Here is a 26764-nt window from a genome sequence, read left to right on the forward strand (position 1 = left end):
CCAAGCGTTCAGCTTCGAAAAAATAAAGAGCAACTGAAAAAAATAGCTTTTCATATTTTTGAACAGTTGAGAGTTATTTCGAGAAGTTGCTTGGGGAACACCGTGAATAAGGTTGTGGCTCCAAGCGGTTAGCTTCAAGCAGTAAGAAAACTTTTCTAAAAATAGTTTCTCATATTTTTGTGAAAAGAGGGCTTATTGCCGAAGAAGCTGATTGGGAAACACCGTGGATAAGGTTGTAGCTCCAAGCGGTTAGCTTCAAAAAAACAAAGAGCGACTGACAAAAATAGCTTTTCACATTTTTGGATAGTTATAAATTATCTCGAGGCGCTACTTGGAGAACACCATAACTTCAGAAAAAGGAGGTATGACAAAAGTTTTGCCATACCTCCCACTTCTTTTGAATCATCCGTTTATCATCAAAACAAACCGATCACTTCTCCTTGATTCGTTACATCCATGTTTAACGCTGCAGGTTTTTTTGGCAATCCTGGCATCGTCATCACGTCACCTGTGAGTGCTACTAAAAAGCCAGCACCTAATTTGGGAACAAATTCTCGAATCGTAATCGTAAAATCAGTTGGTGCGCCAAGCAACGTTGGATCATCTGAAAATGAATACTGGGTTTTTGCCATGCAGATTGGCAAGCCACTCCAACCATTTTTCTCAAACTCCTCGATTTGTTTCTGCGCTTTTTTACTAAATTGAACGCCTTGTCCACCATAAATCTTTTTGACGATTGTCTCTGCTTTTTCCGAAATCGTCGCAGTTGATTGATATAACGGTTGATAATCAGCTGCTTGTTCAGCAATTAGTTCCACTACAGCTTTTGCTAAATCCACACCACCAAGCGCGCCTTGTTCCCATACACTGACACGTTTAGCTAAGACACCTTGGTTTTCACATAACTCTTCTAACAATGCAAATTCTGCTTTCGTATCCGTAACAAACTCGTTGATTGCCACGATTACAGGGATATTGTACGAACGCATATTTTCAATGTGGCGTTTCAAATTAACAAAACCGGCTTTCAAAGCAGATAAATCTTCTTCAAGTAGTTCTGACTTTTGTCTACCCCCGTGCATTTTTAATGCGCGAATCGTTGCAACAATTACAATTGCATCTGGCGCTTTTTTCAAGTTAGGGACTTTGATATCAAGAAACTTCTCCGCGCCCAAATCTGCACCAAAGCCAGCTTCCGTAACCACGTAATCAGCTAATTTTAAAGCTGTTTTAGTCGCTAAAATACTATTACATCCGTGAGCAATATTTGCAAATGGTCCACCATGAATAAACGCAGGTGTGCCATAAATTGTTTGAACTAAATTTGGTTTCAACGCATCTTTTAGAAGTAAAGCAAGAGCGCCTTCTACTTTTAAGTCACCTGCAGTTACAGGTTCTCTGTCAAAAGTATACCCAATGACGATTCGTGCTAGCCGCGCCTTTAAGTCATCTAAATCAGTTGCCAAACATAAAATCGCCATGATTTCACTAGCAACGGTGATGTCAAAGCCATCCTCTCTTGGTACTCCCTGGATTGGTCCACCTAAGCCAACAATCACCTGACGCAATTCACGGTCATTCAAGTCAACCACACGCTTCCAAATAACACGTCTGGCATCAATTTTCAATTCATTTCCTTGATGGATATGGTTATCTAAAAAGGCAGATAGTGCATTATTCGCACTTGTAATAGCGTGCATGTCGCCAGTAAAGTGCAGATTGATGTCTTCCATTGGTAAAACTTGGGCATATCCACCGCCAGCTGCACCACCTTTAATCCCCATGACGGGTCCTAATGAAGGTTCTCTTAAAGCGATTGCTGCCTGTTTGTTAATTTGATTTAGTGCATCTCCCAAGCCAACAGTAACAGTTGACTTTCCTTCCCCCGCAGGTGTTGGGTTAATTGACGTGACCAAAATCAGTTTGCCATCCGGCTTTGCTTTTAGCTCCTCAATTGCCGAAAAATTTATTTTTGCTTTGTAATTTCCATATAATTCCAGGTCCTCATAGCCAAGATTTACTTTATCAGCTATCTCAACAATCGGTTTTAAGTCAGTTTCTTGTGAAATTTGTAAATCACTCTTCATCAAACTACCCCTTTACACGAACTTTAATTCAATTTATTTTATTTTTGTTAAGTTATTTTTATTATACACGTTTTTAATTGAAATAAATAGATAGAAAAGCCATCTCTTTTATTTATTTGACGTACTTATAAATACTCTTTATAATGTGGCTATGGTAGATTTTAAGAAAGGTCGTGAGTGCTTTGACCCAGGGAATCGTGAAGTGGTTTGACAATAAAAAAGGATACGGATTTATCAGTTATGATGAGACGGAAGAGATTTTTGTCCATTTTACCGCAATCGAAGAAGATGGCTTTAAGAGTCTGGAAGAAAACCAAGCCGTTGAGTTTAAGATTATTGAAGGCAATCGCGGAACACAAGCAGCTCATGTTAAGAAATTAAGTTAATTGATTCAATTAAAATCACATTCAATGATAAATGAACAAGGAAATTGTAGTTGAGACAAGGAAAACTTGTCTCAACTTTTTTTATACTTTTAGTAACCCAAAAAGGAGTCGCGGACAAAAGCCCTCAACTCCTTTTTCTCATTGTTTATGAGAACTATTTGATTGATCCTTTGATTTATCTTTTCGTGACTGATCAACAAATACTTCTTGTGAAGTTCCCGCAAAATAATTACGAACGGGTACCCGATCTTTTGCACGTAATAAATAGATTGTCGGCTCTAACTCATCTGTTAATTTTAACTCCAAGCCATGATCATGTGGAGCTACCTTTTCGACTTGCTGTAACGTTAATTTTTTATCTTTCCAAAAAGCAGCATAGCGAATTTTGATTGAATTTTTTTCTAGTACAAACGATCGACGTAACCCTAGCAATAAAAACACAGCAAAAATGCCCATAACTACATTACTTTTCCAATAAGGTCCTGTATTTTCAAGTGACAAAATCAAACTGAAAAAGAAAATAATCAACGTCAATGACCAATAAATGATCGACTGTGCCAATTCTGGCTGCCAGCGAATAATTTTTTTCATTGTCTAACCTCGCATGATAAGTAATAATGCTATAATCATATCATAACATTACTTTATTTTAAAAAGGAGATATTCATGTTACGAGTATACATTGATGCCTCGACAAAAGGCAACCCCGGTCCAAGTGGTGGTGGCATCGTGATTCTTGGAGAAAATCGTTATGAACAGCTAGCTGTTCCTCTTTCTGATGGGTCAAATCACGAAGCAGAATTCGAAGTCTTTTTAAAAACTTTAGAAATTTTAAAGGAAAAGGAATTAAACGCTGAAACGATTTTTTGTTATTCAGATAGTAAAACGTTAGTTTCCACCATTGATAAAAATTTTACAACTAACGAATTATTCCAGCCCTACTTGTCAGCAATCCAATCACTTCTTCCAACGTTCTCTTTGTTTCTTTTACAATGGATTCCTGAAAGTAAAAATAAAGGTGCCGATAATCTAGCTCGACAAGCATTAAAAAAACAACTCCAACAAACAAAAAAATAGACCGAAAACGATGAAGCTTACTAAACTCCATCGTTTTCGGTCTTTTAATAAACTTTTCAAGGTTATTAAGATACTTCCTTAGGTTACGATTTAACTGGTAGAAAAGTTTCCTTATTGCTCAAAGCTAAGCGTTTTGCGCCACAACCTTATTTACGGTGTTCCCAAAACAACTCCTCGCAATAACTCTCAACTGTTCAAAAATATGAAAGGTTATTTTTGTCAGTCGCTCTTTGTTTTTTCGAAGCTGGATGCTTGGGGTCACAACCTTATTCACGGTGTTCCCCAATCAGCTTCTTCGGCAATAAGCCCTCTTTTCATAAAAATATGAGGAACTATTTTTAGAAAAGTTTTCTTATTGCTTGAAGCTAAGCGCTTGGAGTCACAACCTTTCACAACAAATAATTATGATCGAAAGTAATCTCCACCTGATACTTCCCAATCTTCTGCTTGACTTGCTCCCGAATAATTTCTTCCAATTTCTCATCAGAGAAATGACATTTCTGTGGAACAACCACATCAAATTGCAAAATTTCTCCTTCTTTTATCACACGAAAATCATGAATTTTAAGTCCTTCTGCTGTAGTTGCAACAATTTCACGCAATGTCTGTAATACCGCTAAATAACGTTCATTACTCACTGGAACAGGATCTAAATGACAAACCAAATCAACTGCTAAACGTTCTTTGAAATCTTTTTCGATTCGGTCAACAATACGATGCGCCTGATTCAAATCTAAACTATCATCCACTTCGATATGAACAGATGCAAATCGTTTACTTGGTCCATAATTGTGTACTAACAAATCATGATAACCTAAAATTTGATCGTAATTATTCAGCGAATCTTCCATTTCTTCGATTTCTTCTGTTGTAGGTCGGCTACCCATCAACTCATAGACAAAGTCACGAACCATCATTCCACCGCTATACAAAATATATAATGCTAATGCAAATCCAATATAGCCATCGATTCTCCATCCAGTCAACCATTCAATACCCGCTGAAATCAAAACCGCTAACGTTGTAAATACATCATTGTAACTATCAGTTGAAGTAGCTCGCAAAGCATTCGAATCAATTTTTGTTGCGATTCGACTATACATTTTCCCTTGAATAAACTTCAAACCAATTGAAAAAACCAAGACTAAAAAGACAACTGGTGTCAAAATAACATTTTCTGGATGGATAATTTTTTGAAAAGAAGATTCTAAAAATGTAAATCCCACATAAGAAATAATGATTGACACAAATAATCCACTGATATATTCAAACCGTTCATGTCCATATGGGTGCTCTTTATCTGCTGGTTTAGCTGCAATCTTAAACCCAATCAAGGTCAACACAGAGGAAGCAGTATCCGACAAACTGTTGATTGCATCTGCCATGATTGACACACTGCCTGATAAGATTCCAATCATAAATTTGGAAATAAATAAAATCAAATTGGAAATCAAGCCTAAGACACCTGCCAAGATTCCTTGTTTCGTTCGTTCTCTACTCGTTGTTTTTTCTGTCGTTTGTTTTCTTGTCACACTCTTACTCCCTTATCTGAAAAGATCTGCTCTCAATTAAATTTTTTATTCTGGTTTCAAAGGAGTCGCCGCAAAGAGTGCTTTAGCAAGAAGCGGCGTAATAACTCCTGCCCCAATTGCTTCTGGAACACCATTGATTCCCGCAACTCCGATCAAAGTTTTAAATAAAAGTGATGTGTCCACGCCATAAGCATTGGCAGTCGCACTTGTATAAAACATTCCCATAAAACCTAAAACAAGTAAAGTATTCGTTAGGGAACCCAGTACTCCTGCAACAGCAGCCCCCATCACCACAGATTGATTTTTACGATAAATCCAATGAAAGATAACACCGGCAACCAAACCAACAAGTACCCGTGGGACCACTGAAATGATTGGATTCGTAAAGACTAACGTATCAAAAGGAGTCGTCGGCATGGCAAACGCGCGAACAATAGTCGCAATTCCCCAGAACAAGCCAATCAGCATGCCATCTTTAGGTCCTAATACAACGGCTGCTACAATAACTGTAATATGGATGATTGTTAAGCTAATAAACCCTAACGGAATGAAGCCCAGCCAGGGAACCATTGCTTGAACAAGAATGATTGCTAACAAGACTGCGCGTAATACTAAACGAAATGTTTTATTTCTACTATTCATCTTAAACCCCACCTTTTTCTTTTCATCGTAAAAAGTTCTTGCTCATTCGTCAACTATTTACCTTTATCCTAAAATAGACACAAAAAAACAAGCGGACTTGGAATGGCTATTTTTCAATAGCACTCCAAGTCTTGCTTATCTTTGAACGTTAAATTTTAACAAACGATTATTGGTTAAGCAACCAATTTTTTGCTTCGGCTAATGCATCTGGAATACCTGCTGGATTTTTACCGCCTGCTTGTGCCATGTCTGGACGTCCGCCGCCGCCACCGCCAACTTTCGGTGCGATTGCTTTGATTAAGTCCCCAGCTTTTAATCCGGCTTCATTTGCTTCCTTCGACATAGCCACTAACAAACTAACTTTTCCGTCTTGCTCATTTGCCAGAACAAGAATGTCAGAAATTGCTTTTTGTTTCCATTGGTCTGCTAATTGACGTAATTGATTCATGTCTTTCACTTTCACTTGTGAAGCAATCAATGTTTTTCCAGCAACCGTTTCTGACTCTTTGAAAATGTCTCCGGCTTGTTGATTAGCTAATTTACTTGCTAATTTTTCATTTTCTTTTTGTAATTCACGTAATTGTTGTTGTAATTGTTCTGTTTTTGCAACTACTTCTTTTAATTGAGGTGATTTGACGATTGCTGCAACTTCTTTTAATTGTTGCTCCTCACCTTCTAGTAGTTCGTAAGCTTCTTTACTTGTAACAGCTTCGATACGACGAACGCCAGCACCGATTCCTGATTCAGAAACGATTTTGAAAATACCGATGTCTTCTGTGTTTGATACGTGTGTCCCACCACAAAGTTCGATTGACCATTCGCCAATGTTGACGACGCGGACTTCACGACCATATTTTTCACCAAACAAGGCCATTGCCCCCATATTTTTTGCTGTGTCAATGTCTGTTTCGATTGTTTGAACTGGAATAGCTTCCCAAATTTTTTCATTGACGATTCGTTCCATTTGAACTAGTTCATCTGCTGTGATTTGGCCAAAGTGAGTGAAGTCAAAACGTAAGTGTCCAGGTGCAACTAATGAACCTGCTTGGTTTGCATGTTCACCTAATGTTTCTTTTAACGCTTTATGCAATAAGTGAGTCGCTGTATGGTTTTTAATGATTCGATTACGCATTGGTTCGTTGATTGCTAAATGATAGATTGTACCTTCTTGCATTGGTGATTTGACTGTTACTGTGTGCATAAATTGACCGTTTGGTGCTTTTTGAACATCTGTAACTGTTGCAACCACTTCTTGTGCATCATTTAAAATCCAACCTTGATCAGCAACTTGTCCACCCATTTCTGCATAGAAAGGTGTTTCAGCAAAAATCATTTGAGCAACGCCTTCTGTTACTTCACTTAGTAATTCTTCGTCTTGAACGATTACTAATAATTTGCTGTCTGCCTCAACTTCTGTGTAACCAATAAATTTGCTATCCACTTTGATATCCGTTAATAATGCTGATTGAACGCCCATTGATTTTTCCGTGCTTCTTGCAGAGCGGGCACGTTCTCTTTGTGCTTCCATTTCTTTTTCAAAGCCAGCATGATCGACTTTCAAACCTTCGTCTTCCGCTACTTCTTCAGTTAATTCTACTGGGAAACCATAAGTATCATAAAGCTTAAAGATATCTTTACCAGCTAAAGTCGTTCCGTTTGCTGCTTTTACCTCTTCAATCACTTGGTTCAAGATATCTAGACCTTCATTAATTGTTTCGTTAAAGCGTTCTTCTTCTGTCCGAATGACTTTTTCAATAAATTCTTTTTGTTGTAACACTTCTGGATAGTAGCTAACCATGATTTCTCCAACAACTGGAACTAATTTATACAAGAAAGCTTGATTGATTCCCAATTTTTTACCATGCATAACTGCACGACGTAATAAACGGCGTAATACATAACCGCGTCCTTCATTTGAAGGTAGTGCGCCATCTCCAATTGCAAAAGATAATGCACGAATGTGGTCAGCAATTACTTTATAAGAAATATCCGTTGCTGAGCTTTCACCGTACTTCACTTGGTTGCTTAATTTTTCAACCGCATGAATGATTGGCATAAACAAATCTGTTTCAAAATTCGTTGGTGCATCTTGAACGATAGAAACCATGCGTTCTAATCCCATGCCCGTATCAATGTTTTTATGTGGTAGTGGTTCAAATGTGTTGTCTGGTTTGTGGTTAAACTCAGAAAATACCAAGTTCCAGATTTCTAAATAACGCTCATTTTCGCCACCAGGATAGTTTTCAGGATCATCTTCTGCTAAATCATTATAAGATTCTCCACGATCATAGAAGATTTCCGTATCGGGACCACAAGGACCGGCACCAATATCCCAGAAATTATCTTCTACATCGATGATATGATTCATAGGTAAGCCCACTTCTTCGTGCCAGATGCGTTTTGCTTCCGTATCTTTTGGATAGACAGTAACATATAACTTTTCAGGGTCAAAGGCCATCCATTCAGGGCTGGTCAAAAATTCCCATGCCCAGTGGATTGCTTCTTCTTTGAAATAATCTCCGATAGAAAAGTTTCCTAACATTTCAAACATTGTGTGATGGCGAGCAGTTTTTCCGACATTTTCAATATCATTTGTTCGAATTGATTTTTGTGCATTAGTGATTCTTGGATTTTCTGGAACAACTGAACCATCAAAATATTTTTTTAAGGTTGCTACTCCTGAGTTGATCCATAACAAAGTTGGATCGTTAACTGGCACTAATGAGGCGCTTGGCTCGATTGTGTGTCCTTTTGATTGGAAAAAATCTAAAAACATTTGACGAACTTGTGCACTACTTAATTGTTTCATTCCATTACCTTCTCTCGTTGTTTTTCAATACAAAAAACACCATTACAGCCAAGGACGAAAACTCGCGGTACCACCTTGGTTGCAATGATGTTTGATCATTACCTCTTAAACTCGATAACGCTGAGTTGCGTTGATATTTCTATCAAAAGAAAAAAGGGAGCAATTTGATTGGTAACTATTCTTTTTTCAGCCTAGAAAGAATTTTCTGTGAGCCACTAAAAACAAATCATGTCCTTTTTTGTACTCGTTAAGTATACGCACTTCCCGGATATCTGTCAATAAAGCTTTTCTATTTTGGCTCTTTTTGCTGCTCTCCGTCTGTGTTACGATAAATAAAAAAAGTTGATTGGAGGAAAAGATTCATGAACGACTTTTTTGGTAATGAAACTTGGATTCAAGCAGCAAGCTTCGCACTTCGCTATGAAGTCTTTGTTTTAGAACAGCATATTCCACCAGAATGGGAGTTTGATGCACTCGATACCAGTCAAAGAAATTATTTTTTACTCCTTGATGATCTAATTCCTGTTGCGACTTTACGTTATCAACTGAAAAGCGAAACATGTTTTCAGCCTGACCGTTTTTGTGTGGCAAAACCCTACCGCAAAAAAGGCATTGGACGTTCACTGTTGTTCAAGGCAGAACAAGTTGCCAAAAATAATGGCTGTCGGTTAAGCTATTTAGTCGCTGAGTTAACAGCGCAGTCATTTTATGAACGCTGTGGGTATGTTTCCTGTACGCCACCTTTTGAAGAAGATGGCATTCTTTGTGTAGGCATGGAAAAAATTTTATGATTAGCTAACTCAATAACAGTATAAAAAAACTTAGACAAATCTAAAAAATCTGTTTGTCCTTAACTCTGATTTCAATAGTAAAACCGCCTAAAATCAACGTTTTCAAAAAACGAATTTTAGACGGTTTTTTTCTTGAATATTTTTGTCTCAGACTCTTTTTTACGAATAAACGGTGTTCAAGAAGTAACTCCTTCCAAATAAGCCTAAATTTCACAAAAATTTGTTTTTATTTATTGGAGTTGAACACTTTCTCCACAACCTTACTCACGGTGTTCTCAAAACAACTCCTCAAGAAAGTTTGCATTCACTTCAAAATGTGGACTGCTATTTTGTGTGCTTCCACGCTATCTTGTCGGAGCAAATCGTTTTGCGCCACATCCTCTTTCACGGTGTTTCTCAAGCAACTTCTCGAAACAATTCATAACTGTCCAAAAACATAAGCAGCTATTTTTGTCAGTTCTTCATTATTTTTTCGAAGCTGAGCGCTTGGAGCCACAACCTTTTTATTTATGTGAACTTTTTTTATTTTTACGAGCTGTTCGTGACTGTTGGCGACGTTCGATTTTACGTTCTTGTTTGTTCTTTTCAGCAATCGCCCAATCAATCTTCTTCTTGTAGCCCGGTTTAATTTTTTTCTTTTTCTTTTTCACTAACCCAATCAATGTTGGATCCAATGTGTCTTTTGATTTTTCGCGTTTTGTTCGACGATTTCGGTCATAAGTTTTCATAATTTCGCCGTCTTTGATTTCTTTCGGTTCAAATTTGACACCTAACGTTTCCAACATGTCAATTGATTGTTCATCACTTGGCGAATAAAGCGTGATTGCCGTTCCTTTGAGACCATTTCTCCCCGTTCGACCGACACGGTGAATGAAGAAATCTGTATCTTCAGGAATCTCTGCGTTGATCACATGTGAGACCCCTTCAATATCGATTCCTCGTGCAGCAAGGTCGGTTGCTACTACATATTGAAATTCTAAATCTTGTACTTGGCGCATCACGCGTTTACGTTCGCGAGGAGTGATGCCTCCATGAATTTTCGCAACTTTCAAACCTTTTTTCTTCAAATAATCTGCGATTTCATCAACATGTTGTTTCGTATTTGCAAATACAATTGCTAAATACGGATGACCAATTGTCAATAATTGATAGATCATTTTATTTTTATCTTTGCCTTTCGTCGACATCAACCAGTTTTCAATATCTTCAGAGATAATTGCTTTTGGTTTGATTTCTTCGATAATAGGGTTTTGCATATATTTACGCAAAAATGGACGCAATTTTTCTGGGATTGTTGCTGAGAATACTAAAAATTGAACTTTTTCAGGTAAACGACCTGCGATTTGATCGACTTCATTTAAGAATCCCATATCCAATGTCATATCTGCTTCATCGACAACAAACGCAAATGCTGTATGGATTTTTAACGCTTGTTCATTCATCATATCTAAAATACGACCTGGTGTTCCAACTACGACATGTGGTTGTTGGTGACGTAAACGATCCAATTGGCGTTGCTTATCCGTTCCACCAACAAAATTGCTGACACGAATTTCTGGTGATGAAAATTGTGCAAGCTGATTAGCGGCCTTATAAATTTGTGCAGCTAATTCGCGACTTGGAGCAGTAATGACTACTTGGACTTCTTCCTTTGTAGCATTAATTTTATTAAATAGTGGCAATAAAAATGTATGTGTTTTTCCAGAACCTGTTTGTGATTGACCAACAATATTTTTTCCTTTGGCAATCAATGGAATCAATTTTTCTTGTACTTCCGTTGGTTGCACGAAGCCCTTTGCTGTCAATGCTTCGTTAATAAATGGTTGAAAGTTGAATTTATCAAAATTATTCATCTATGCACCTCTTCTCTTTAATTTTTCACGACTTTGGCATTATAACACAGCCGCATGATTTTTGCTCTCTTATTCTCAAACAGTGATTCGCGCCTTCTTTACAATATCTCATCAGATTTCATCAGCAATTTTCAATTTATTTATTTTTGATCGTGCTGATGGTGTAGGTATGACTTGCTTTTTCATAAAACAAGACACTTTTTTTCCTCACAAACGAAAGTACGAGATTCAAGACAAAAATTCCTTGAGCAAACATCAAGCCCATAAAAACAAAAATCGCCGTCATTTGCAGTACACCAGTTGATTGGTCCATGATTTGTTGTGAAAATTGAATTGCCCAACTCAAACCATAAAACAAGAAATAGAGATAGCTATAACGAATCAACAATGCCTTAAAAGAAATCCGTTCTTTCTTTTCTTCCACAACTTGAATGCGTACAACTTTTTTTCCAAGTGTCTTACCATTTGTTAGATAAGTCAAAACGATAAAATACAAGAAAACTTCTAGGAAAATCCACTCACTGTTCGTCGTAACGACATCTTTTTTGAACATTAATTGTAGCAAAATAGAGATGACGCTATCTAGTATTCCCAAAAATACCCAGTCAATCAAATATGCAACCAATCTTCTTGTTAAGGAAACTTTTTGACCTTTCTCATAAGATATCTCATCCATTCTCGCTCTCGTCGGCAACATGAAAGTGAAAATTGGTGCTATAAGATAACCTAGTGTGCCCCCCAGCGTGTTGTGAAGCAAATCATTCACATCAAACAAGCGATACGGTCTAGGATAAATAAAGTACAGACCACTTAATTGTGTAAGCTCAAAAAACAACGATAAGCAAAAGCTTGCAATGATTGTTTTTGCAAAAGATAATCTAAAATAATATCTTAAATAAATCCCAAAAGGTACCAGCAATAAGATATTAAACACTGGTTCTAAAAAGACGCTTTGTTTCATCGCAGCTAAATAAGTACTCGGATCATGAATGTTTAATACTGTTTGATTCCAAAAATGATGCCATGAAGCAAACAACTCTAGCTCCATTTTAGGTCCTGTCATCTGAGCCACTGTTTCCCTTGCTGGTAATGGTAGAATAACTAGAAAATATGCACATAATAGGTAAAATACAAAAGAATAAAGAATAACACCTCGATATAAGAGAAATGTTCCATATTTACGGTATTCATAAATAAAGAAGACCGACGAAATTGCTAGTGCTAAAAATGGAAATACAAATAATGCAAACCGAATTGGTTCAATATAACTTGCCATAACAACCCACCACACTTTTTATAAATTTTCTTGAGTATCAACATACATTTTATCAAGCATTTCAATGCTTAATCAAGCAACGACGCTATTATTTCTCAATTCAGCCAATTTGAAGTATCATAAATGGTATACGAGGAGGTGTCGAAGTGCTGAATTTCTATTTTGTCTTTGGAGTTCCAGTTTTTTTATTCGTGCTGTATTTAGGATTTGCGTATCTACGCAAAAAAACCAAAATCCATTATCTAGGTTTTATTTTGTTGATTATTTCCGGCTTCATGATGGTTTTCAACCTTCAAACATGGCAACAAGCCGCCACTGAACTGCAGAACATTTCGTCACAAACACTTTCCGCTCAAATCGGTTATCCAGTTTATCTGATCTGGTTACCAATCATTGTAGCTGGTTGTTTATTCTTCTTAAATCTGATTCGTGGCTATCGTCGCTTAACAAGTTTTAAGAAAAAGAACTCTTAGCTTTTTACTAACATAAATACTACGATAATTGTCGTGGTATTTTGTTTTTTATCTAAGTTTGCATAATACATAATTAGTTAACAAACTTCATTTACTCCACTAATCACTTGTATTCTCCCACTCTTGATAAAATTCTTTTAAAAAATCACGCATAAATCGTTCACGACGTTGCGCTTCTGTTTTCCCATAAACGGTATTCATTTGTGCAGGCAATAAAAATAACTTTTCATAAAAATGATTGATAACGGTGGAACCTTTACGATAATCGGCTTTATTCGCATACTTTTGTGGCAGCATCTCAGGATCATGAATGGGATGACCATGTCCACCACCAAAATAAGCTGTTCTCAAAATCCCAATTGCACCTAATGCATCCAGCCGATCTGCATCTTGAACAATTTCTCCTTCAATCGTTAATTCTTCGGCATTTTCTCCAAGACTTTTAGAAAAGGACATATTTTCAATAATAGAAAAAATTGCGGTGATTTGATGCTCGGTTAAATCAATCTCTTTTAAAAAAGTAACTAATTCTTTTTTCGCCTGTGCTTCATCAGAAACGACTTTATCATCAATCGTATCGTGAAGATAAGCCGCCGCCAAGGTAATTTCTCGATCAGCAGTTGGTTCTGTTGCTAAGATATCTGTTGCTAACTGAACAACTCGCTTCGTATGGTCTTCTCCATGACCTGTTTGATCATTTTTCAATTGATTGAAACTATACGCAGCTATCTTTTTTAGTTTTTCGCCCATTTTTCTACCCCCACATTAATTTTTCTCCTCATTTTTAACAAATTCATCGAACAGAAAAAGTCTGGAACAAATGAAACAATGTTCCAGACTTCCAGTTTTAGTTTACTTGGTACACGTCGAAGTATAGGTTTCGCATATATTCAATCAAATAATTAGGATTTAGTGGTTCATTTGTAGCATCCTGAATCAATTGGTTTGGTTTTCTTGAAGCCCCATATTGGTGAATATGTTTTTCCATCCACTTCTTGATTGGTGAATAGTCATCTGAAGCTAAAACCTCATCAATTGACAATTCTTTTTCTAGTGCATGTAATAGTTGCGCTGCATACATGTACCCAAGAGCATATGAAGGGAAATAGCCAAAACTTGCACCTGACCAGTGGACATCTTGAAGGATTCCTTCCAGATCATTGGTTGGCCGAACACCTAAATATTCTTCGTATTTTTGATTCCAGACTTCTGGAAGTTCAGCAATTGCTAAATTTTCATTGAAAATCATTTTCTCGATTTCGTAACGAATAATAATATGCAAAGGATAAGTTAAACTATCTGCCTCAATGCGAATCAAACTTGCTCGTGTACGTTTCAATGAGCGGTAGAAATCAGCAAACGCAATATCAGCAAATGCCCCTTCTGCGCATTCTTGGAAGAAAGGATATTGTTTTTCCCAGAAGCTTCGATTGCTTCCAACAATAATTTCGTTAAATAAAGATTGCGATTCATGAATGCCCATTGAAGCGCCTTGATAAACGGGTGTATACGCATATTTATCGTCAATATCTTGTTCATACATTCCGTGACCTGCTTCATGGATAACACCAAAAACAGCCATTTGAAAATCATGTTCATTCCAACGAGTTGTGATTCGTGCATCATTGGGATTGATACCGGTCATAAATGGATGGATTGTATCATCTAAACGCCCTCGGCTGAAATCATACCCTAATTGTTCGATAACGCCCACAACGAATCGTTTTTGTTGTTCTTTCGTCATTTTACGTGAAAGAAAACTGGTTTCAGGTTCTGTTCCTTTTTCACTAATTTCTTCACGAATAGACATGATTCCATCTTTTAATTGTGCAAATACTTTGTCTAGAATTTCAACAGTCATGCCTGGTTCATACTGATTCAACAGCACGTCATAAGGCGTCTTTTCATCTTTTTGCCAATAAGGAATCAGCTCTTTGGTCAATTCAATATTTTGTGTCAACGCTGATTCAAAATCAGCAAACTGTTTTGTTTCTCGTGATTTTTGCCATTGACCATGCGCAGAAGAAATTGCTGCGCTATATTTTGTCATCAATTCTTGAGGCACATTATGTTCTAGTTCAAAGTCTTCTTTCACTTTCCGATATGCGGCTTGACCTACTTCAGATAATTCTTCTGGATGCTCGCCAAAATAAGCAAGTGCTTCCTCGATTTTAGGTCCTACTTTTTTCGCAAAGTAAAGGCTGTACAAGTAACTGTCAACAGCACTACGGTATTCACTGGCTTTTTCAGGCATCCCTGTCTGTGTATCCCAGTCCAAAATACCTAATGCTTGTTGCAAAAGGTTAATTTCTTTTAATTCTTGTAAAAATTCTGTTTCTTTCATCTGTCATTCCTCCAAAAATCCAAATTTAAAAACAAATCCTAACCTTCTTTTTTCACACGAGGTGGACGTGTTCCCCAGTACTGGAATAAATCAGTTCTTAAAGCACCGTTATATAATTTACGTTTCTTTGTTGCTTTTTGTCCGTAATATTCTTCAAATGCTAAATCACTGGTCAAGATGTATTTACTCCATGTTTTCAATGGTCTAAATACGTCACCCATTTCTCGATACAGCTTACGAACTGTTTCTTCCTCACCCAAGCGTTCTCCATACGGTGGGTTAGCAACGATTACGCCATATTCTTTATCCGTCTTGAAATCTTTCAACGCTTGTTGCTTAAAGGTAATTGAATCACCCAATCCAATTTCTTCCGCATTCGCTTTTGCGATTTCAATCATTCGTCCATTGATATCTGAACCAGTAATATCTAGTTCTACATCGTAATCAGCTTGTTCTTCTGCTGCAGCACGTACTTCTTCCATGATGTTATTGTCAAACCATTCCCATGATTCACAAACAAACTCACGGTTAAATCCTGGTGCAATATTGTGTCCAATTAAGGCTGCCTCAATACAAATAGTTCCAGAACCACAAACAGGATCATAAAAAGGACGATCTTTACGCCATGTTGTTAGTGCGATTAGCGCAGCTGCCATATTTTCTTTTAATGGTGCGCCACCTTTTTCCAAACGATAGCCACGTTTAAATAAACTTGGTCCTGTCGTATCTAACGTGACCATCACATGGTCTTTCAGCAAAGCAACTTCTAATTGAAAATGAGCACCGGTTTCTGTCAACGGTACAGAAGCTGGCCGGTGGTAATACGTACGCAAACGATCAACAATTGCTTTCTTAGTGATTGCTTGACAATCCGGTGTACTATATAGTTTTGATTTAATCGATTTTCCAGCAACTGGAAATTCTGCATCTAAAGGTAAAAAATCTTCCCATGGTAAAGCTTTCACATTTTCAAATAATTCATCAAACGTAAATGCATCAAACTCACCTACAACGATTTTGACACGGTCTGCTGTACGCAACCATAAGTTCGCTGTTGCGATTGTTTCCATCGTGCCCTCAAAACGCGCACGACCGTTTTCCACTTGACAATCAATTCCTAAATCACGTAATTCTTTCCCAACAAGAGCTTCTAAACCGCTTGCGGCAGTTGCTACAAGGTTAAATTTTCTATTTTTATCCATACTAATCTCCTTATTTATAAAAAAAACCTTCACAACATCGTTGGAAGGTATTCCCTGATTATTGCGATTTTCTGTAAGCCATGTTTTGTCCTTTATTCCTCCAGGGAGAAGAAATAAAGGGGTAACCATCTATCTGCAGTTTACCTGCCCTTTTGCCTTGTTCTGATTCCTAGCAAAAAGCGCCCCTACCATTGTTTGGGTTGCTCGCTCGAGGGGTTTACCGCGTTCCACCGAATAAGTTTCCCGATTCGCTTCGTCACTGTGGCACTTTCAAGGATACTAAAGCATAGTCGAAACCTTAGCTCGTTTTCCTGCCGTTACTCCTTAGAGTACCTTAGCTTATCTTTTCGCTAAGCACGAACACTACAGACATCACAGTCTGTGCGAGCATGGACTTTCCTCAGCCTGATCAAGTCAGACCGCGATTACCCGAAAACCGCAAAAATTCACTAATTAAAATTGACGTGTTTTTTCGTTGTCATCACTTGCATCTGCATTTGTATAGTTGCCTGCATTTGGTTGTGCAGAAGCAGCTGGTGTTGCTTGGTCAAGTTTTTTTCCAAAAACTTCACGTTCAAGATTTGATAAACGTTTCAAAATATCAAAGTTTGTTACTGCTGTACTCTTAGGTGCTTCTGTTGGTTGCACGCGAGTTTGTGTTCCTTGTGTTTTTGATAGTTGAGCAACTTTAGCACTCAAACGATCATTTTCTTCTTGTAAAGCAAGGAGTTCTTTGCTGTATGCTTCATAATCTTTAATAATATTGTCCAAAAATTCGTCGACTTCAATCGGATCGTATCCACGCATTTTGGTTTTGAATTCTTGTTGTAAAATGTCTTTTGGACTATAAATCAAATTCGCCATATTTACACCTCTATTTAATTCTCGTTTACATTATAACTTTTCTACTTTTCCCATTGTATCGGAAAAATAACTATAAATCAAACACTATCTACTTTTATTCCACAGAATTTTGTAAATCATCCATGCTAATCAAATGAATCTCGTAAGGTTTAACTTCCTGCATTTTTTTTGCATCACGCAAAAAATAATCTGTTTTTCCAATGTATTCTGGGTCATAGATCAACAAAGTACCATCTGTATGTGTAAGTAGAAATTGTGTATGATTTTTTAATTGATTAGGATTTTTATAAGGTAGATGACTGACCGACTCAACGTAGTCTGCCACTTGTTCCGCTAACATTTTCTTTTCTTGATTTGTTTCGTTCCAATTACTACCAAATTCAGCAAACGGATAAATAATTCCTAGATGTAATTTAGGATACTCTTGCTTCAATTCGGCTACAACTTCAGTAACCCATAACTCAACACCAAGGTTGCCACTGCTAATCACCCACTCTAATCCTTCTTCCGTTAATTGGCGAATTTCTTTTTTTAAAACATTTTTAATAACTTTGATTTTTGGATCCTTTTCCTGAAAAACACCCAGTTCAAAGCTTCGATAGCCTGAAACATAGATTACTTTCAATTGATTCACCGCCTGATTTCTTTTCTTTCTCTGCTTTTTTTTGCTATAATGTGCGCAGGAGTGTGATTAAATATGGTCTTACGCTACCCTAATGGCCAACCTTATTCTAAGGATGCCTCTTCAAAACCAAAAATTCAAGAAAAAAAAACTTCTTCTACTATTTTTGGTAACCGAGGTATGTCATTTGAAGAAGCTATCAATGAAAGCAACAACTTTTATCTGTCAAAAAATTTGGCAGTCGTTCACAAGAAACCAACACCTATTCAAATCGTTAAAGTCGATTACCCTCGAAGAAGTGCCGCAGTGATTAAGGAAGCTTACTTTACCCAAGCTTCGACAACAGATTACAACGGTGTCTATCGAGGTTTCTATTTGGATTTTGAAGCGAAAGAGACAAAAAATAAAACCTCTTTTCCATTCAACAACTTTCACGAACATCAAATCAAACACATGGAGTCTTGTTTAAAACAAGATGGTATCTGTTTTGTTTTACTATGGTTTTCTAGTCTAAAACGTTGCTTCTATTTAAATAGTACACATCTGATCGACTATTGGTATCAACAAAAAGATGGCGGTAGAAAGTCTTTGCCACTCGCATCGATTGAAGAACTTGGCATTGAAATCACCCCTGGTTTCCTACCACGCGTCCCTTATCTTGATGCCGTCGATCGCTATCTATCATTATCAAAAGGAGAAAAGCACTAATGGCAAATGAACAAACGAGAACTTCGCGAAGAAAAGCAAGTCCTCCCCAGAAAAAAGGAACGAAATCAAGTTCTGGAAATGGCTCTGGTAAACAAAAAAACGGAAAAAATTTGATTGTCAAAATCTTACTTGGTCTTGTTTTTATTGGTTGTATCTTATTCTTATCTGGTGTTGGTCTGTTTTGGTTTTATGCAAAAGACGCCCCTGCCCTCACTGACAAAGAATTAGACGCTACTGTTTCGTCAAAGCTTTATACTTCCACCGGCGAACTATTTGAGGATCTAGGTGCAGAAAAACGCGAAAAAATCACCGCCAATGAATTGCCACAGCAATTACAAGACGCCATCGTTTCTGTCGAGGATCGTCGTTTCTACAAACATATTGGTGTCGATCCTGTCCGCATTCTGGGTTCGGCGTTATCAAACTTTACGTCTGGCGGACTACAAGGCGGAAGTACTTTGACTCAGCAATTGATCAAACTTTCCTTCTTCTCAACCAAAGCAGAAGATCAAACGCTAAAGAGAAAAGCACAAGAAGCTTGGATGGCTGTCAAGCTAGAGCAAGAAAAATCAAAAGAAGAAATTCTGACTTACTACGTAAATAAAGTCTATATGGCAAATGGTTTTTATGGCATGGAAACAGCCGCAGAAATGTACTTTGGAAAAAGATTACCCGAGTTATCGTTAGCACAAACGGCGCTTCTAGCTGGGATGCCTCAAGCACCTTCCGCTTATGATCCATATACTTATCCTGAACAAGCAAAAAAACGCCGTGACATTGTCCTTTACACAATGCTGCAAAACGAAAAAATCACTCAAGCAGAGTACGATCAAGCAGTAAATGTGCCCGTAACAGATGGCCTGCAAGAATTATCTTCAGGTGATGACAATACAAAAATCGTAGATAACTATGTAAAAGAAGTAATCAACGAGATCGAAGAAAAAACAGACAAGAATGTTTACACCGATGGTCTTGATATTTACACAAATCTTGATTTAGATGCTCAGAAACAACTATATAATATTGTAAATACCGATCAATACGTCACTTATCCTGATGATCAAATGCAAGTTGCTTCCACTTTGATTGACACAAAAACAGGACAAGTCAAAGCACAAATCGGTGCTCGAAAAGTCGCTGAAGACGTTACTCTTGGAAACAACCTGGCTGTCAATACATCACGTGATTTTGGTTCAACAATGAAGCCAATTACGGATTATGCACCTGCCTTTGAGTATTTAAAATATTCTACTGGCAAAACGATTTCCGATGCTCCTTATAACTACGAAGGAACAACTACGCCTGTCATGAACTGGGATAACCGCTACATGGGGACAATCACTTTACGACAAGCACTATACGACTCACGAAATGTTCCCGCAGTTAAACTCTTTAACGAAGTTGGTGCGGACAAGGTCGCTTCTTTCTTAAGCGGCATTGGTATTGATTACCGTACGATTCATCAATCAAACGCCATTTCAAGTAATACAGAAGAGCAGGACGGAACAAAATATGGTGCTTCTTCCTTAAAAATGGCGGCGGCTTACGCAGCTTTAGCCAACGGTGGTACCTACTACAAACCACAGTACGTCAACAAAGTAATCTATCAGGACGGAACAGAGGAAACATTTGATCCTGAAGGAACCAGAGCGATGTCAGAAGAAACTGCCTACATGGTAACTGATATCTTGAAAGACACTTTGACAAAAGGAACTGGGACTAACGCTCAGATTCCCGGCTTATACCAAGCTGGTAAGACTGGCACATCTAACTATACAGACGATGAATACGCAAAAATTGGTCTTTCTTCTGGTGTCTATCCTGATATTTTATTTGCTGGATATACACCAAACTATGCGATTTCGGTTTGGACAGGCTACAATGAGAAGATGACACCAGTTACTGATGCTTCATCACACGTTGCTTCTGATGTCTATCGTGAATTGATGCAATATGTTTCTGCCAGTGTTTCAAATGAAGATTGGGTCATGCCAAATGATTTGATTCGTGTAAACAATGAACTTTATTATAAAGACCAGTATACTGTACCAAGTTACAGCGCACCAAAAATTTCCAATGTTCCAGTACCTAGTTCAACGGTTGAACCAGAAACAAGCACTACTTCGTCAACCACTGTTGAGTCAAGCACAGAATCTTCAACAACGGTTGAAAGCAGCTCCTCTTCTAGCTCTTCAGTAGAACCAGCGCCTTCAAGTTCGAGCAGCTCATCGACAGTTGAATCAGAAACATCACCAGAAACACCTTCAACTGAGCCACCAACAAGTGATACTGAAAACGCCGCTCGCTCTGAAAAAGCTAGTTCGAGTTCATAAGTTGTTACTGATAACTAATTGAGCAGCATAATACACAAAAAAGGTCAGGACGTCATTTCGTCCTGGCCTTTTCTTTTTCTTTCATCCGCATTTTTCCGTCTTGGCACATCGGTAACAAAGGACAAACTTCACACTTTGGATTTCTCGCTGTGCAATGATAACGACCAAAAAAGATCATGGTATGATGTGTTTTCACCCAAAGATTTTCTGGCACTTTTCGCATCAAAGTTTCTTCCACTTCAAGTACACTTGCATTTAATTTACAAATTCGTAATCGTTTAGAAACTCGCTCGACATGAGTATCAACCGCAATAGCTGGAATTCCAAAAGCATCACCTAACACAACGTCAGCTGTCTTACGCCCCACTCCAGGCAATGACATCAGTTCTTCTCGAGTGCTAGGAACTTTTCCATTGAAACGCTCCAATAGTTGTTCCGCACAAGCTTTTATATTCTTTGCTTTGTTTCGATACAGCCCAATCGTTTTGATTTTTGGAATAATTTCTTCGACAGAAGCCTGCGCCAGTGTTTCGGGATCAGGAAATGCTTGAAATAATCCCGGTGTTGCTTTATTTACTGAAACGTCCGTTGCTTGCGCACTCAAAATCACAGCAATCAATAATTCAAAAGGATTTTTATGAACGAGTTCCCCGTGTGCATCGGGAAACATCTTGTACATTTCTTCAATCGCTAACATTGTATTTTCTTTACTTAGCATCTTGTCTTCCTCATCATTTTCTACTTCGTTTCGTTTCTCAGTTCTTCTTCCAACCAATTTGTCAAAGAAACTTTAGGCAAATCCTCTGATTGTGAAGATTGTTCTACTTCTTTTTGTAATAATTGCTGTTTACGTCGTTTTTGTTCTTCCTCAACTTGTTGCTTTGTCCGCAAATTTTTTCGTTCCCAAGATAACAAAATTCGGTCAACATAGTTAAAGCTATACGCTTGGTTCAACACTGCCTCACGCAAAGCAAGCTTTAGTACTTCTGGTTGATAGTGATCTTCTTCTAACCATTGACCAATTCGTTGGAACTCGATTGCAGACAACGGCCGACCAAATTCTTGTTCAAACGAACGGTAGACCGATTGAATTTCTTGCTCTTGTTGATTTTCTTTGGCTTTTGATGCTTGACTATCTAAATACTTTTCAAGTCGTTCATATAACGGAAGTAAATTGTATTGATCCGCTTTTTTACCATCAACAGTAATCGTCTCAATTGCGATAAAGCCACCACTAACCAATCGATTTAAAATTTGATAAACCTGATCTGATTTCAAGCCCATGTTGATTGCTATCAACTGTAAGTCAGGAAAAGAGTCTCCTTCTTGTTGCTTCATGTGCAACTGCAAAACAAACAGAAACTCTTCTGATTCTAACCCCATTTTCCGGTAATTTACGAATAATAAATTAGAAATAGTGGTCTGTCCTGATTGTAGATATTTGGTTAAACTTAGCATGTTCTTTTCCTCCGCTTCAAAATCAGTATACGGAAAAAGAGCAAGTGAAGCAAGTTTGCCTGATTGATTCTTGATTTGACTTCGTTATAAACTGACTAAGGAAGGCACCAAGAATCTTTACCTTACGATTCTTGGTGCCTCCCTCTCCCACTCATTTATCCCCACTGAACAAAGAGTATGATTCATGTTTTTTACAGGTTGATTGCCTCGCCGCCAGTTACACCATAAATTTGTGCCGTAACATAACTTGCTTTATTTGAGGCTAAAAACACATATACTGGTGCTAATTCGGCTGGCTGACCTGCACGTTTTAAAAGGCTATCTTGTCCAAATTCTGGGATAGCTTCGCTCGGTTGCCCCTCATCAAGCTGTAATGGTGTCCAAATTGGTCCCGGAGCAACAGCATTCACCCGAATACCTTTCGGCGCTAACTGCTTCGCTAAGCCAATCGTAAAATTCGCAATAGCAGCTTTAGTAGCTGCGTAATCAAGTAGATGTTCACTTGGATTTGTCGCCTGGACAGAAGTTGTATTAACAATAGCTCCTCCAGCTGGAAGATGAGGAACTGCTTCTTTAACCAAAGAAAACATGGCAATGATATTTACCATAAAGGTATCTTTTACTTGTTGCATCGGCAATTCTTCAATGGATGAACAAGAAATTTGTTGTCCAGCATTTAGAATCAACGTATCAATGCCACCTAATTCAGCTACTGTTTGGCGAATGATTTCCTTAGGTGCTTGCTCATCACGCAAATCAAAAGGCAACAGTACTACTTTGCGACCCGCTTTCTCAATTAGCATTGCAACTTCCTTCGCATCATCTTCTTCTCCAGGAAAAAATTGTAATGCGATATCTGCACCTTCTCGTGCAAAGGCAATAGCAACAGCACGTCCAATACCAGAATCCCCACCAGTAATCAGCACACGGCGATTTTCTAATTGATTGGCCCCTTTGTAAGTTTTTTCACCACAATCTGGTACAGGTTTCATATTTTGTTGGAGAGCTGGTGTATCTTGGTCTTGCTTTGGAAATTTTTCCGTATGGTATAATTTTCGCGGATCTATTAACTTTGGTTCAGTCATACTATTCCTCCTATTTAAAACAAATTTTTCTTCAAAAAAAGCAACTCATACCTAACTACTTTGTGTAATCTTTCGTCAGTAAATGAAGTGCGACCGCAGCTGTTGCTACGGCAGAACCAATTAAAACCAGCAAAAAGCCTAATTCAGAACTTCGTCCCGGTAGTCCACCTGTATTCATCCCCCAGATTCCCGCAATCATTGCTGGAACAGAGATGACCAAGGTTGCTGAATCAAGATACTTCATCAAATGGTTTAAGTGATTATCCATCATCCCACTGAAAAGATTCCCAATACTTTCGAGTAAATCGCGATAAATCGAAATCATTTTTTCCGTCTGTCTTTGTCTTAGTTTCACATCATAAAGCAATTGATCGTCAGCTAGCTTCTCCGCAAAATGATTCACTTCCCACAGTTCATCCAGCGTTTCTTTTTGATCTCGTAATGTATGGTCGATATAAACAATGGCACGCTCTAAATCAGCTTGTTTATAGAGTTCCTCATTCTCAGTGGTCCTGCGTGCGCCTTCATCTAGCGAATCAATTTCTTGCTTCATTTTTTTCAATTCTTTGACAAAGTGCATATAACTATTCAAAATCGTATATGCAATAACTTTTTCAAATGAAATCAGTTCAGTCTGATATTTTTCAACTAAACTTTCAATAAACATCGTTTCGTTTTCGACACAAGTAATCAGTAAATCATCCGAAACGACAAACGAAATTGGCGTTAATCGCTCTTCGATTTTTTGACTATTGCTGGAAAGGTTAAGCAATACCAGTGAGAATGCATTAGCTAGCTTCGTTCCAGGGAGATACTCGACTCTCGAAATCGCCTCAGGGTAAGAAATGCCAATAAAGATTTCTTTAGGTAACTGATATTTTTGTGTGATGTTTTCAATCGTTACTACATCGCTATGATTAATGATTAGCCAATTGCTCTTGGCTTTATCCACCTCTGTTACCTTGTGCTGTTTATCAATAAAGTAATACTTTGGCATTCTTTTTTCCTCCCTTGTGATTTATTTCAGTCTTTCTTTCAAGCGAAACAGTTTCGTTTTCTCCCCCTATAATTAGGATAAACGTTCCAATTTTTTTATTCAAAGGATTTGATTTAAGTTCGTTTTGTCCTCAAAAAATAGTTAGTATGCTTAACAGCTTTCAGTCTACGACTAGCAAATAGAACAGTTCTTGCTAGTAAAGTAAAAAGACCACATAGAATCGTTCCATGCGGTCTTTCGTACTATTTCCTTGCTCTAATTATTCATCTGTTTCTAAAACGTAAGGCTCACCTTCATACGTATAACTTGTATTTAATGTACCATCATTTTCATCTGCATACACACGACGGCTAAATGGGAAACAATGGCTCTTTCCATCCACTGCATTTTCTTTGGCCAAGGTGAAGTGGTTTGCTTGTGTCTTATTTAATTCTTCAATCACTTGATCCGCTAACTGATCAATTGTTTCATTATTTTGTTTTGCAAATTTTTGATAATCTTTTAAAAATGCTGCTTGTTGGTTAAAGTATTCTTTTTCCATTTGACATTCCTCCAATTTAAACTCCTTCTTTATTTTCACAAAAAATCCGCTAGATTACAACTAATTATACTTTTGAAGCCTTCAAACACTCCCAGAACAAAGAAACACGCCGACAATTCTTCAACTGTTTGTCGGCGTGTTCGTTGTTTATTTATTTTCTGCAATTTCAGCTAAAGCTGCTTGTGCAAGTAAGTTCAAGTAGTTCCAAGGACGATCAAAGTGTGGTTGGAAGAAGAAATCAGATAATGCTAGATCTTCAACTGTCATTTTGTTTTGTACAGCAAGTGACAATGTATTAGCAGATTGTGTAATGTCATATTTCGACATAAATTGTGCACCAACAATACGATTTGTCCCATTTTCATAAACTAATTCCATCAACACTTTTTCAGTTGTTGGCATAAACTCTGGACGATAATTATCTTCAAATAAAGTGGCATGAACATCCAAATTATTTAATGGCGCACTTTCAAGTGTTACACCAGTTGAGCCAATTGTCCAACCAAATAGATATAAACCTGATGTTCCTTGTGTACCACGATAATGCATTTTATTTTCAGTTAAGTTATATCCAATCAACAAACCTTGGCGAACTGCATTTGTTGCCAATGGAATATAATTTTGTGTATTCGAAGGGTTATAGTGAACAACAGCTGAATCACCGGCTGCAAAAATGTCTGGGTTACTTGTTTGCATATATTCATTGACCTTGATTGCGCCGTTTGGCAATGTATCAACTTTTCCAGCAACCAACTCTGTATTTGGTTTAAAACCAACACATAAAATAACCATATCAGCATCAAATGTTTCACTAGGTGTTTTGACTTGTTTTACTTTGCCTTCTTCATCTGAGATAAACTCTGACACATTTTCACCCAAAGCCAAAGTTACTCCACGATCAACCAATTCTTTTTCCAGAACATCTGTGAATGGTTTATCCAAATATTTATTTAAAATACGGTCTAGCCCGTCAATTAAAGTTACTTGTTTTCCAGATTCAACAAAAGCTTCAACCAATTCGATTCCAATATAGCCTCCACCAACGATTACGACGCGTTTTGCATCTTTAGCTTGTGCAATAATTTCATTTGCTTGGTTATAGTTTTTACATAGTAAAATATTTTCTGATTCGATTCCTTTGATTGGCGGAATAATTGGCCATGAACCTGTTGTCATAACTAATTTGTCATAAGAAACTGTTTCAACTTCACCAGTCTTTAAATTTTCTGCAGTTACAGTTTTATTTTCTGTATCAACATCTGTAACATTGTGTTCCATTTTGACTGTCGCACCTAGCCCAGAAAGTTCGTCTGGATTTGAGTAAAACAACCCAGCAGGATCTTTAACTACGCCTCCAACATACAAAGCAATCCCACATGATAAGAATGAGATATTGTCATTACGTTCATAAATTGTTACTTCTGCTTCTGGATGATTATTTAAAATACTTTTTACAGCTGCTGTTCCAGCGTGGGTGCAGCCAATTACAACTACTTTCATGGTAATCCCTCTTCCTGCTAAACTTTTTGTCTTTTGACAATGCTAACTATAGCAAAAATAAAACGTATTCAGAAATTTTATGCTTGTGAATTCACAAGGTAAAATTCACTTACTTTTTAAAAGGAAACAGGAAGAAAACCTGTTAAAAAAAGCCTCGCGCCGTAGTGTTTGAGACTTCACAAAA

24 protein-coding genes and 1 other RNA gene are annotated in these 26764 nt (G+C 37.6%); 6 read left to right on the forward strand and 19 right to left on the reverse strand.

What is annotated here, in order from left to right; genetic code table 11:
- Positions 1-416 precede the first annotated feature (416 nt).
- Positions 417-2087, reverse strand: a complete 1671-nt coding sequence (locus RV17_RS08185; protein ID WP_071868965.1) for a formate--tetrahydrofolate ligase — start codon at positions 2085-2087, stop codon at positions 417-419.
- 182 nt (positions 2088-2269) lie between these two features.
- On the opposite strand from RV17_RS08185, the gene RV17_RS08190 reads away from it, so the two are divergent.
- A complete protein-coding gene (locus tag RV17_RS08190; protein WP_067482445.1) occupies positions 2270-2473 on the forward strand; it encodes a cold-shock protein in 204 nt (67 codons plus the stop codon).
- A gap of 138 nt (positions 2474-2611) precedes the next feature.
- Here RV17_RS08190 and RV17_RS08195 read toward each other — a convergent pair whose 3' ends face one another.
- Positions 2612-3064 carry an EbsA family protein gene (locus tag RV17_RS08195; RefSeq protein ID WP_071868966.1) on the reverse strand — a complete coding sequence of 151 codons (453 nt, stop codon included), beginning with the start codon at positions 3062-3064 and terminating at the stop codon, positions 2612-2614.
- Positions 3065-3139: 75 nt separating this feature from the next.
- On the opposite strand from RV17_RS08195, the gene RV17_RS08200 reads away from it, so the two are divergent.
- Complete coding sequence (locus tag RV17_RS08200; RefSeq protein WP_071868967.1) at positions 3140-3550, forward strand: ribonuclease HI family protein; 411 nt, start codon at positions 3140-3142, stop codon at positions 3548-3550.
- Between the two features lie 389 nt (positions 3551-3939).
- On the opposite strand, the gene RV17_RS08205 is transcribed toward RV17_RS08200, so the two are convergent.
- The 3 genes from RV17_RS08205 to alaS all read right to left on the reverse strand — a co-directional run bounded on the left by RV17_RS08205 (position 3940) and on the right by alaS (position 8533).
- The gene (locus RV17_RS08205) at positions 3940-5082 is read right to left on the reverse strand and encodes a cation diffusion facilitator family transporter (RefSeq protein ID WP_071868968.1); all 1143 of its coding nucleotides are present in this window, start codon (positions 5080-5082) and stop codon (positions 3940-3942) included.
- A gap of 45 nt (positions 5083-5127) precedes the next feature.
- Entirely contained in the window at positions 5128-5724 is a 597-nt protein-coding gene (locus tag RV17_RS08210) for an ECF transporter S component (RefSeq protein ID WP_071868969.1), read from the reverse strand.
- 166 nt (positions 5725-5890) lie between these two features.
- Positions 5891-8533: an alanine--tRNA ligase gene (gene alaS, locus RV17_RS08215; RefSeq protein ID WP_071868970.1), complete on the reverse strand. Its 2643-nt coding sequence runs from the start codon at positions 8531-8533 to the stop codon at positions 5891-5893.
- A gap of 362 nt (positions 8534-8895) precedes the next feature.
- Between alaS and RV17_RS08220 the strand changes: the two genes are divergently transcribed.
- On the forward strand, positions 8896-9324 hold the full coding sequence (locus tag RV17_RS08220; RefSeq protein ID WP_067482280.1) for a GNAT family N-acetyltransferase: 429 nt from the start codon (positions 8896-8898) through the stop codon (positions 9322-9324).
- 503 nt (positions 9325-9827) lie between these two features.
- Here RV17_RS08220 and RV17_RS08225 read toward each other — a convergent pair.
- Entirely contained in the window at positions 9828-11177 is a 1350-nt protein-coding gene (locus RV17_RS08225; RefSeq protein WP_071868971.1) for a DEAD/DEAH box helicase, read from the reverse strand.
- 136 nt (positions 11178-11313) lie between these two features.
- Positions 11314-12453: a VanZ family protein gene (locus tag RV17_RS08230; protein ID WP_067482284.1), complete on the reverse strand. Its 1140-nt coding sequence runs from the start codon at positions 12451-12453 to the stop codon at positions 11314-11316.
- A 146-nt stretch (positions 12454-12599) separates the two neighbouring features.
- Between RV17_RS08230 and RV17_RS08235 the strand changes: the two genes are divergently transcribed.
- The gene (locus RV17_RS08235; RefSeq protein WP_071868972.1) at positions 12600-12926 is read left to right on the forward strand and encodes a hypothetical protein; all 327 of its coding nucleotides are present in this window, start codon (positions 12600-12602) and stop codon (positions 12924-12926) included.
- 99 nt (positions 12927-13025) lie between these two features.
- Here RV17_RS08235 and RV17_RS08240 read toward each other — a convergent pair whose 3' ends face one another.
- The 6 genes from RV17_RS08240 to RV17_RS08265 all read right to left on the reverse strand — a co-directional run bounded on the left by RV17_RS08240 (position 13026) and on the right by RV17_RS08265 (position 17970).
- Positions 13026-13676 carry an HD domain-containing protein gene (locus tag RV17_RS08240; protein WP_071868973.1) on the reverse strand — a complete coding sequence of 217 codons (651 nt, stop codon included), beginning with the start codon at positions 13674-13676 and terminating at the stop codon, positions 13026-13028.
- A 97-nt stretch (positions 13677-13773) separates the two neighbouring features.
- Entirely contained in the window at positions 13774-15270 is a 1497-nt protein-coding gene (locus RV17_RS08245) for a carboxypeptidase M32 (protein ID WP_071868974.1), read from the reverse strand.
- 38 nt (positions 15271-15308) lie between these two features.
- The gene (locus RV17_RS08250; protein ID WP_071868975.1) at positions 15309-16472 is read right to left on the reverse strand and encodes a THUMP domain-containing class I SAM-dependent RNA methyltransferase; all 1164 of its coding nucleotides are present in this window, start codon (positions 16470-16472) and stop codon (positions 15309-15311) included.
- Between the two features lie 69 nt (positions 16473-16541).
- Positions 16542-16909, reverse strand: an RNA gene (rnpB, locus tag RV17_RS08255) — RNase P RNA component class B.
- Between the two features lie 16 nt (positions 16910-16925).
- A complete protein-coding gene (gene gpsB / locus RV17_RS08260) occupies positions 16926-17336 on the reverse strand; it encodes a cell division regulator GpsB (RefSeq protein ID WP_067482295.1) in 411 nt (136 codons plus the stop codon).
- Positions 17337-17430: 94 nt separating this feature from the next.
- Positions 17431-17970 carry an SLOG family protein gene (locus tag RV17_RS08265; protein WP_071868976.1) on the reverse strand — a complete coding sequence of 180 codons (540 nt, stop codon included), beginning with the start codon at positions 17968-17970 and terminating at the stop codon, positions 17431-17433.
- Between the two features lie 63 nt (positions 17971-18033).
- On the opposite strand from RV17_RS08265, the gene recU reads away from it, so the two are divergent.
- Entirely contained in the window at positions 18034-18666 is a 633-nt protein-coding gene (gene recU, locus RV17_RS08270) for a Holliday junction resolvase RecU (RefSeq protein WP_071868977.1), read from the forward strand.
- Positions 18666-20999 carry a PBP1A family penicillin-binding protein gene (locus tag RV17_RS08275; protein WP_071868978.1) on the forward strand — a complete coding sequence of 778 codons (2334 nt, stop codon included), beginning with the start codon at positions 18666-18668 and terminating at the stop codon, positions 20997-20999. The genes recU and RV17_RS08275 overlap by 1 nt, the downstream gene beginning before the upstream one ends.
- Before the next feature lie 52 nt (positions 21000-21051).
- On the opposite strand, the gene nth is transcribed toward RV17_RS08275, so the two are convergent.
- The 6 genes from nth to RV17_RS08305 form a co-directional block, all read right to left on the reverse strand.
- A complete protein-coding gene (gene nth, locus RV17_RS08280; RefSeq protein WP_067482306.1) occupies positions 21052-21717 on the reverse strand; it encodes an endonuclease III in 666 nt (221 codons plus the stop codon).
- Positions 21718-21737: 20 nt separating this feature from the next.
- Positions 21738-22457, reverse strand: coding sequence for a DnaD domain protein (locus RV17_RS08285; RefSeq protein ID WP_071868979.1), 720 nt, complete (start codon positions 22455-22457; stop codon positions 21738-21740).
- A 191-nt stretch (positions 22458-22648) separates the two neighbouring features.
- The gene (locus RV17_RS08290) at positions 22649-23542 is read right to left on the reverse strand and encodes an SDR family oxidoreductase (RefSeq protein ID WP_067482310.1); all 894 of its coding nucleotides are present in this window, start codon (positions 23540-23542) and stop codon (positions 22649-22651) included.
- A 55-nt stretch (positions 23543-23597) separates the two neighbouring features.
- Positions 23598-24539 (reverse strand): magnesium transporter CorA family protein, encoded by a 942-nt coding sequence (locus tag RV17_RS08295; protein WP_067482312.1) that lies wholly within the window; start codon positions 24537-24539, stop codon positions 23598-23600.
- A gap of 259 nt (positions 24540-24798) precedes the next feature.
- Positions 24799-25080: a DUF5960 family protein gene (locus tag RV17_RS08300; RefSeq protein ID WP_067482314.1), complete on the reverse strand. Its 282-nt coding sequence runs from the start codon at positions 25078-25080 to the stop codon at positions 24799-24801.
- Positions 25081-25227: 147 nt separating this feature from the next.
- Positions 25228-26580 carry an NADH oxidase gene (locus RV17_RS08305; RefSeq protein WP_067482316.1) on the reverse strand — a complete coding sequence of 451 codons (1353 nt, stop codon included), beginning with the start codon at positions 26578-26580 and terminating at the stop codon, positions 25228-25230.
- Positions 26581-26764: the final 184 nt, after the last annotated feature.

The sequence above is a fragment of the Enterococcus thailandicus genome, assembly GCF_001886265.1.
In the GTDB taxonomy this organism is placed as follows: domain Bacteria; phylum Bacillota; class Bacilli; order Lactobacillales; family Enterococcaceae; genus Enterococcus_B; species Enterococcus_B thailandicus.

What these genes read in the sequence shown, in the direction of transcription:
- RV17_RS08185 (WP_071868965.1), bottom strand. Translation starts at nt 2,087, where the DNA reads ATGAAGAGTGATTTACAAATTTCACAAGAAACTGACTTAAAACCGATT.
- RV17_RS08195 (WP_071868966.1), bottom strand. Translation starts at nt 3,064, where the DNA reads ATGAAAAAAATTATTCGCTGGCAGCCAGAATTGGCACAGTCGATCATT.
- RV17_RS08200 (WP_071868967.1), top strand. Translation starts at nt 3,140, where the DNA reads ATGTTACGAGTATACATTGATGCCTCGACAAAAGGCAACCCCGGTCCA.
- RV17_RS08210 (WP_071868969.1), bottom strand. Translation starts at nt 5,724, where the DNA reads ATGAATAGTAGAAATAAAACATTTCGTTTAGTATTACGCGCAGTCTTG.
- alaS (WP_071868970.1), bottom strand. Translation starts at nt 8,533, where the DNA reads ATGAAACAATTAAGTAGTGCACAAGTTCGTCAAATGTTTTTAGATTTT.
- RV17_RS08220 (WP_067482280.1), top strand. Translation starts at nt 8,896, where the DNA reads ATGAACGACTTTTTTGGTAATGAAACTTGGATTCAAGCAGCAAGCTTC.
- RV17_RS08225 (WP_071868971.1), bottom strand. Translation starts at nt 11,177, where the DNA reads ATGAATAATTTTGATAAATTCAACTTTCAACCATTTATTAACGAAGCA.
- RV17_RS08230 (WP_067482284.1), bottom strand. Translation starts at nt 12,453, where the DNA reads ATGGCAAGTTATATTGAACCAATTCGGTTTGCATTATTTGTATTTCCA.
- RV17_RS08240 (WP_071868973.1), bottom strand. Translation starts at nt 13,676, where the DNA reads ATGGGCGAAAAACTAAAAAAGATAGCTGCGTATAGTTTCAATCAATTG.
- RV17_RS08245 (WP_071868974.1), bottom strand. Translation starts at nt 15,270, where the DNA reads ATGAAAGAAACAGAATTTTTACAAGAATTAAAAGAAATTAACCTTTTG.
- RV17_RS08250 (WP_071868975.1), bottom strand. Translation starts at nt 16,472, where the DNA reads ATGGATAAAAATAGAAAATTTAACCTTGTAGCAACTGCCGCAAGCGGT.
- gpsB (WP_067482295.1), bottom strand. Translation starts at nt 17,336, where the DNA reads ATGGCGAATTTGATTTATAGTCCAAAAGACATTTTACAACAAGAATTC.
- recU (WP_071868977.1), top strand. Translation starts at nt 18,034, where the DNA reads ATGGTCTTACGCTACCCTAATGGCCAACCTTATTCTAAGGATGCCTCT.
- RV17_RS08275 (WP_071868978.1), top strand. Translation starts at nt 18,666, where the DNA reads ATGGCAAATGAACAAACGAGAACTTCGCGAAGAAAAGCAAGTCCTCCC.
- nth (WP_067482306.1), bottom strand. Translation starts at nt 21,717, where the DNA reads ATGCTAAGTAAAGAAAATACAATGTTAGCGATTGAAGAAATGTACAAG.
- RV17_RS08285 (WP_071868979.1), bottom strand. Translation starts at nt 22,457, where the DNA reads ATGCTAAGTTTAACCAAATATCTACAATCAGGACAGACCACTATTTCT.
- RV17_RS08290 (WP_067482310.1), bottom strand. Translation starts at nt 23,542, where the DNA reads ATGACTGAACCAAAGTTAATAGATCCGCGAAAATTATACCATACGGAA.
- RV17_RS08295 (WP_067482312.1), bottom strand. Translation starts at nt 24,539, where the DNA reads ATGCCAAAGTATTACTTTATTGATAAACAGCACAAGGTAACAGAGGTG.
- RV17_RS08300 (WP_067482314.1), bottom strand. Translation starts at nt 25,080, where the DNA reads ATGGAAAAAGAATACTTTAACCAACAAGCAGCATTTTTAAAAGATTAT.
- RV17_RS08305 (WP_067482316.1), bottom strand. Translation starts at nt 26,580, where the DNA reads ATGAAAGTAGTTGTAATTGGCTGCACCCACGCTGGAACAGCAGCTGTA.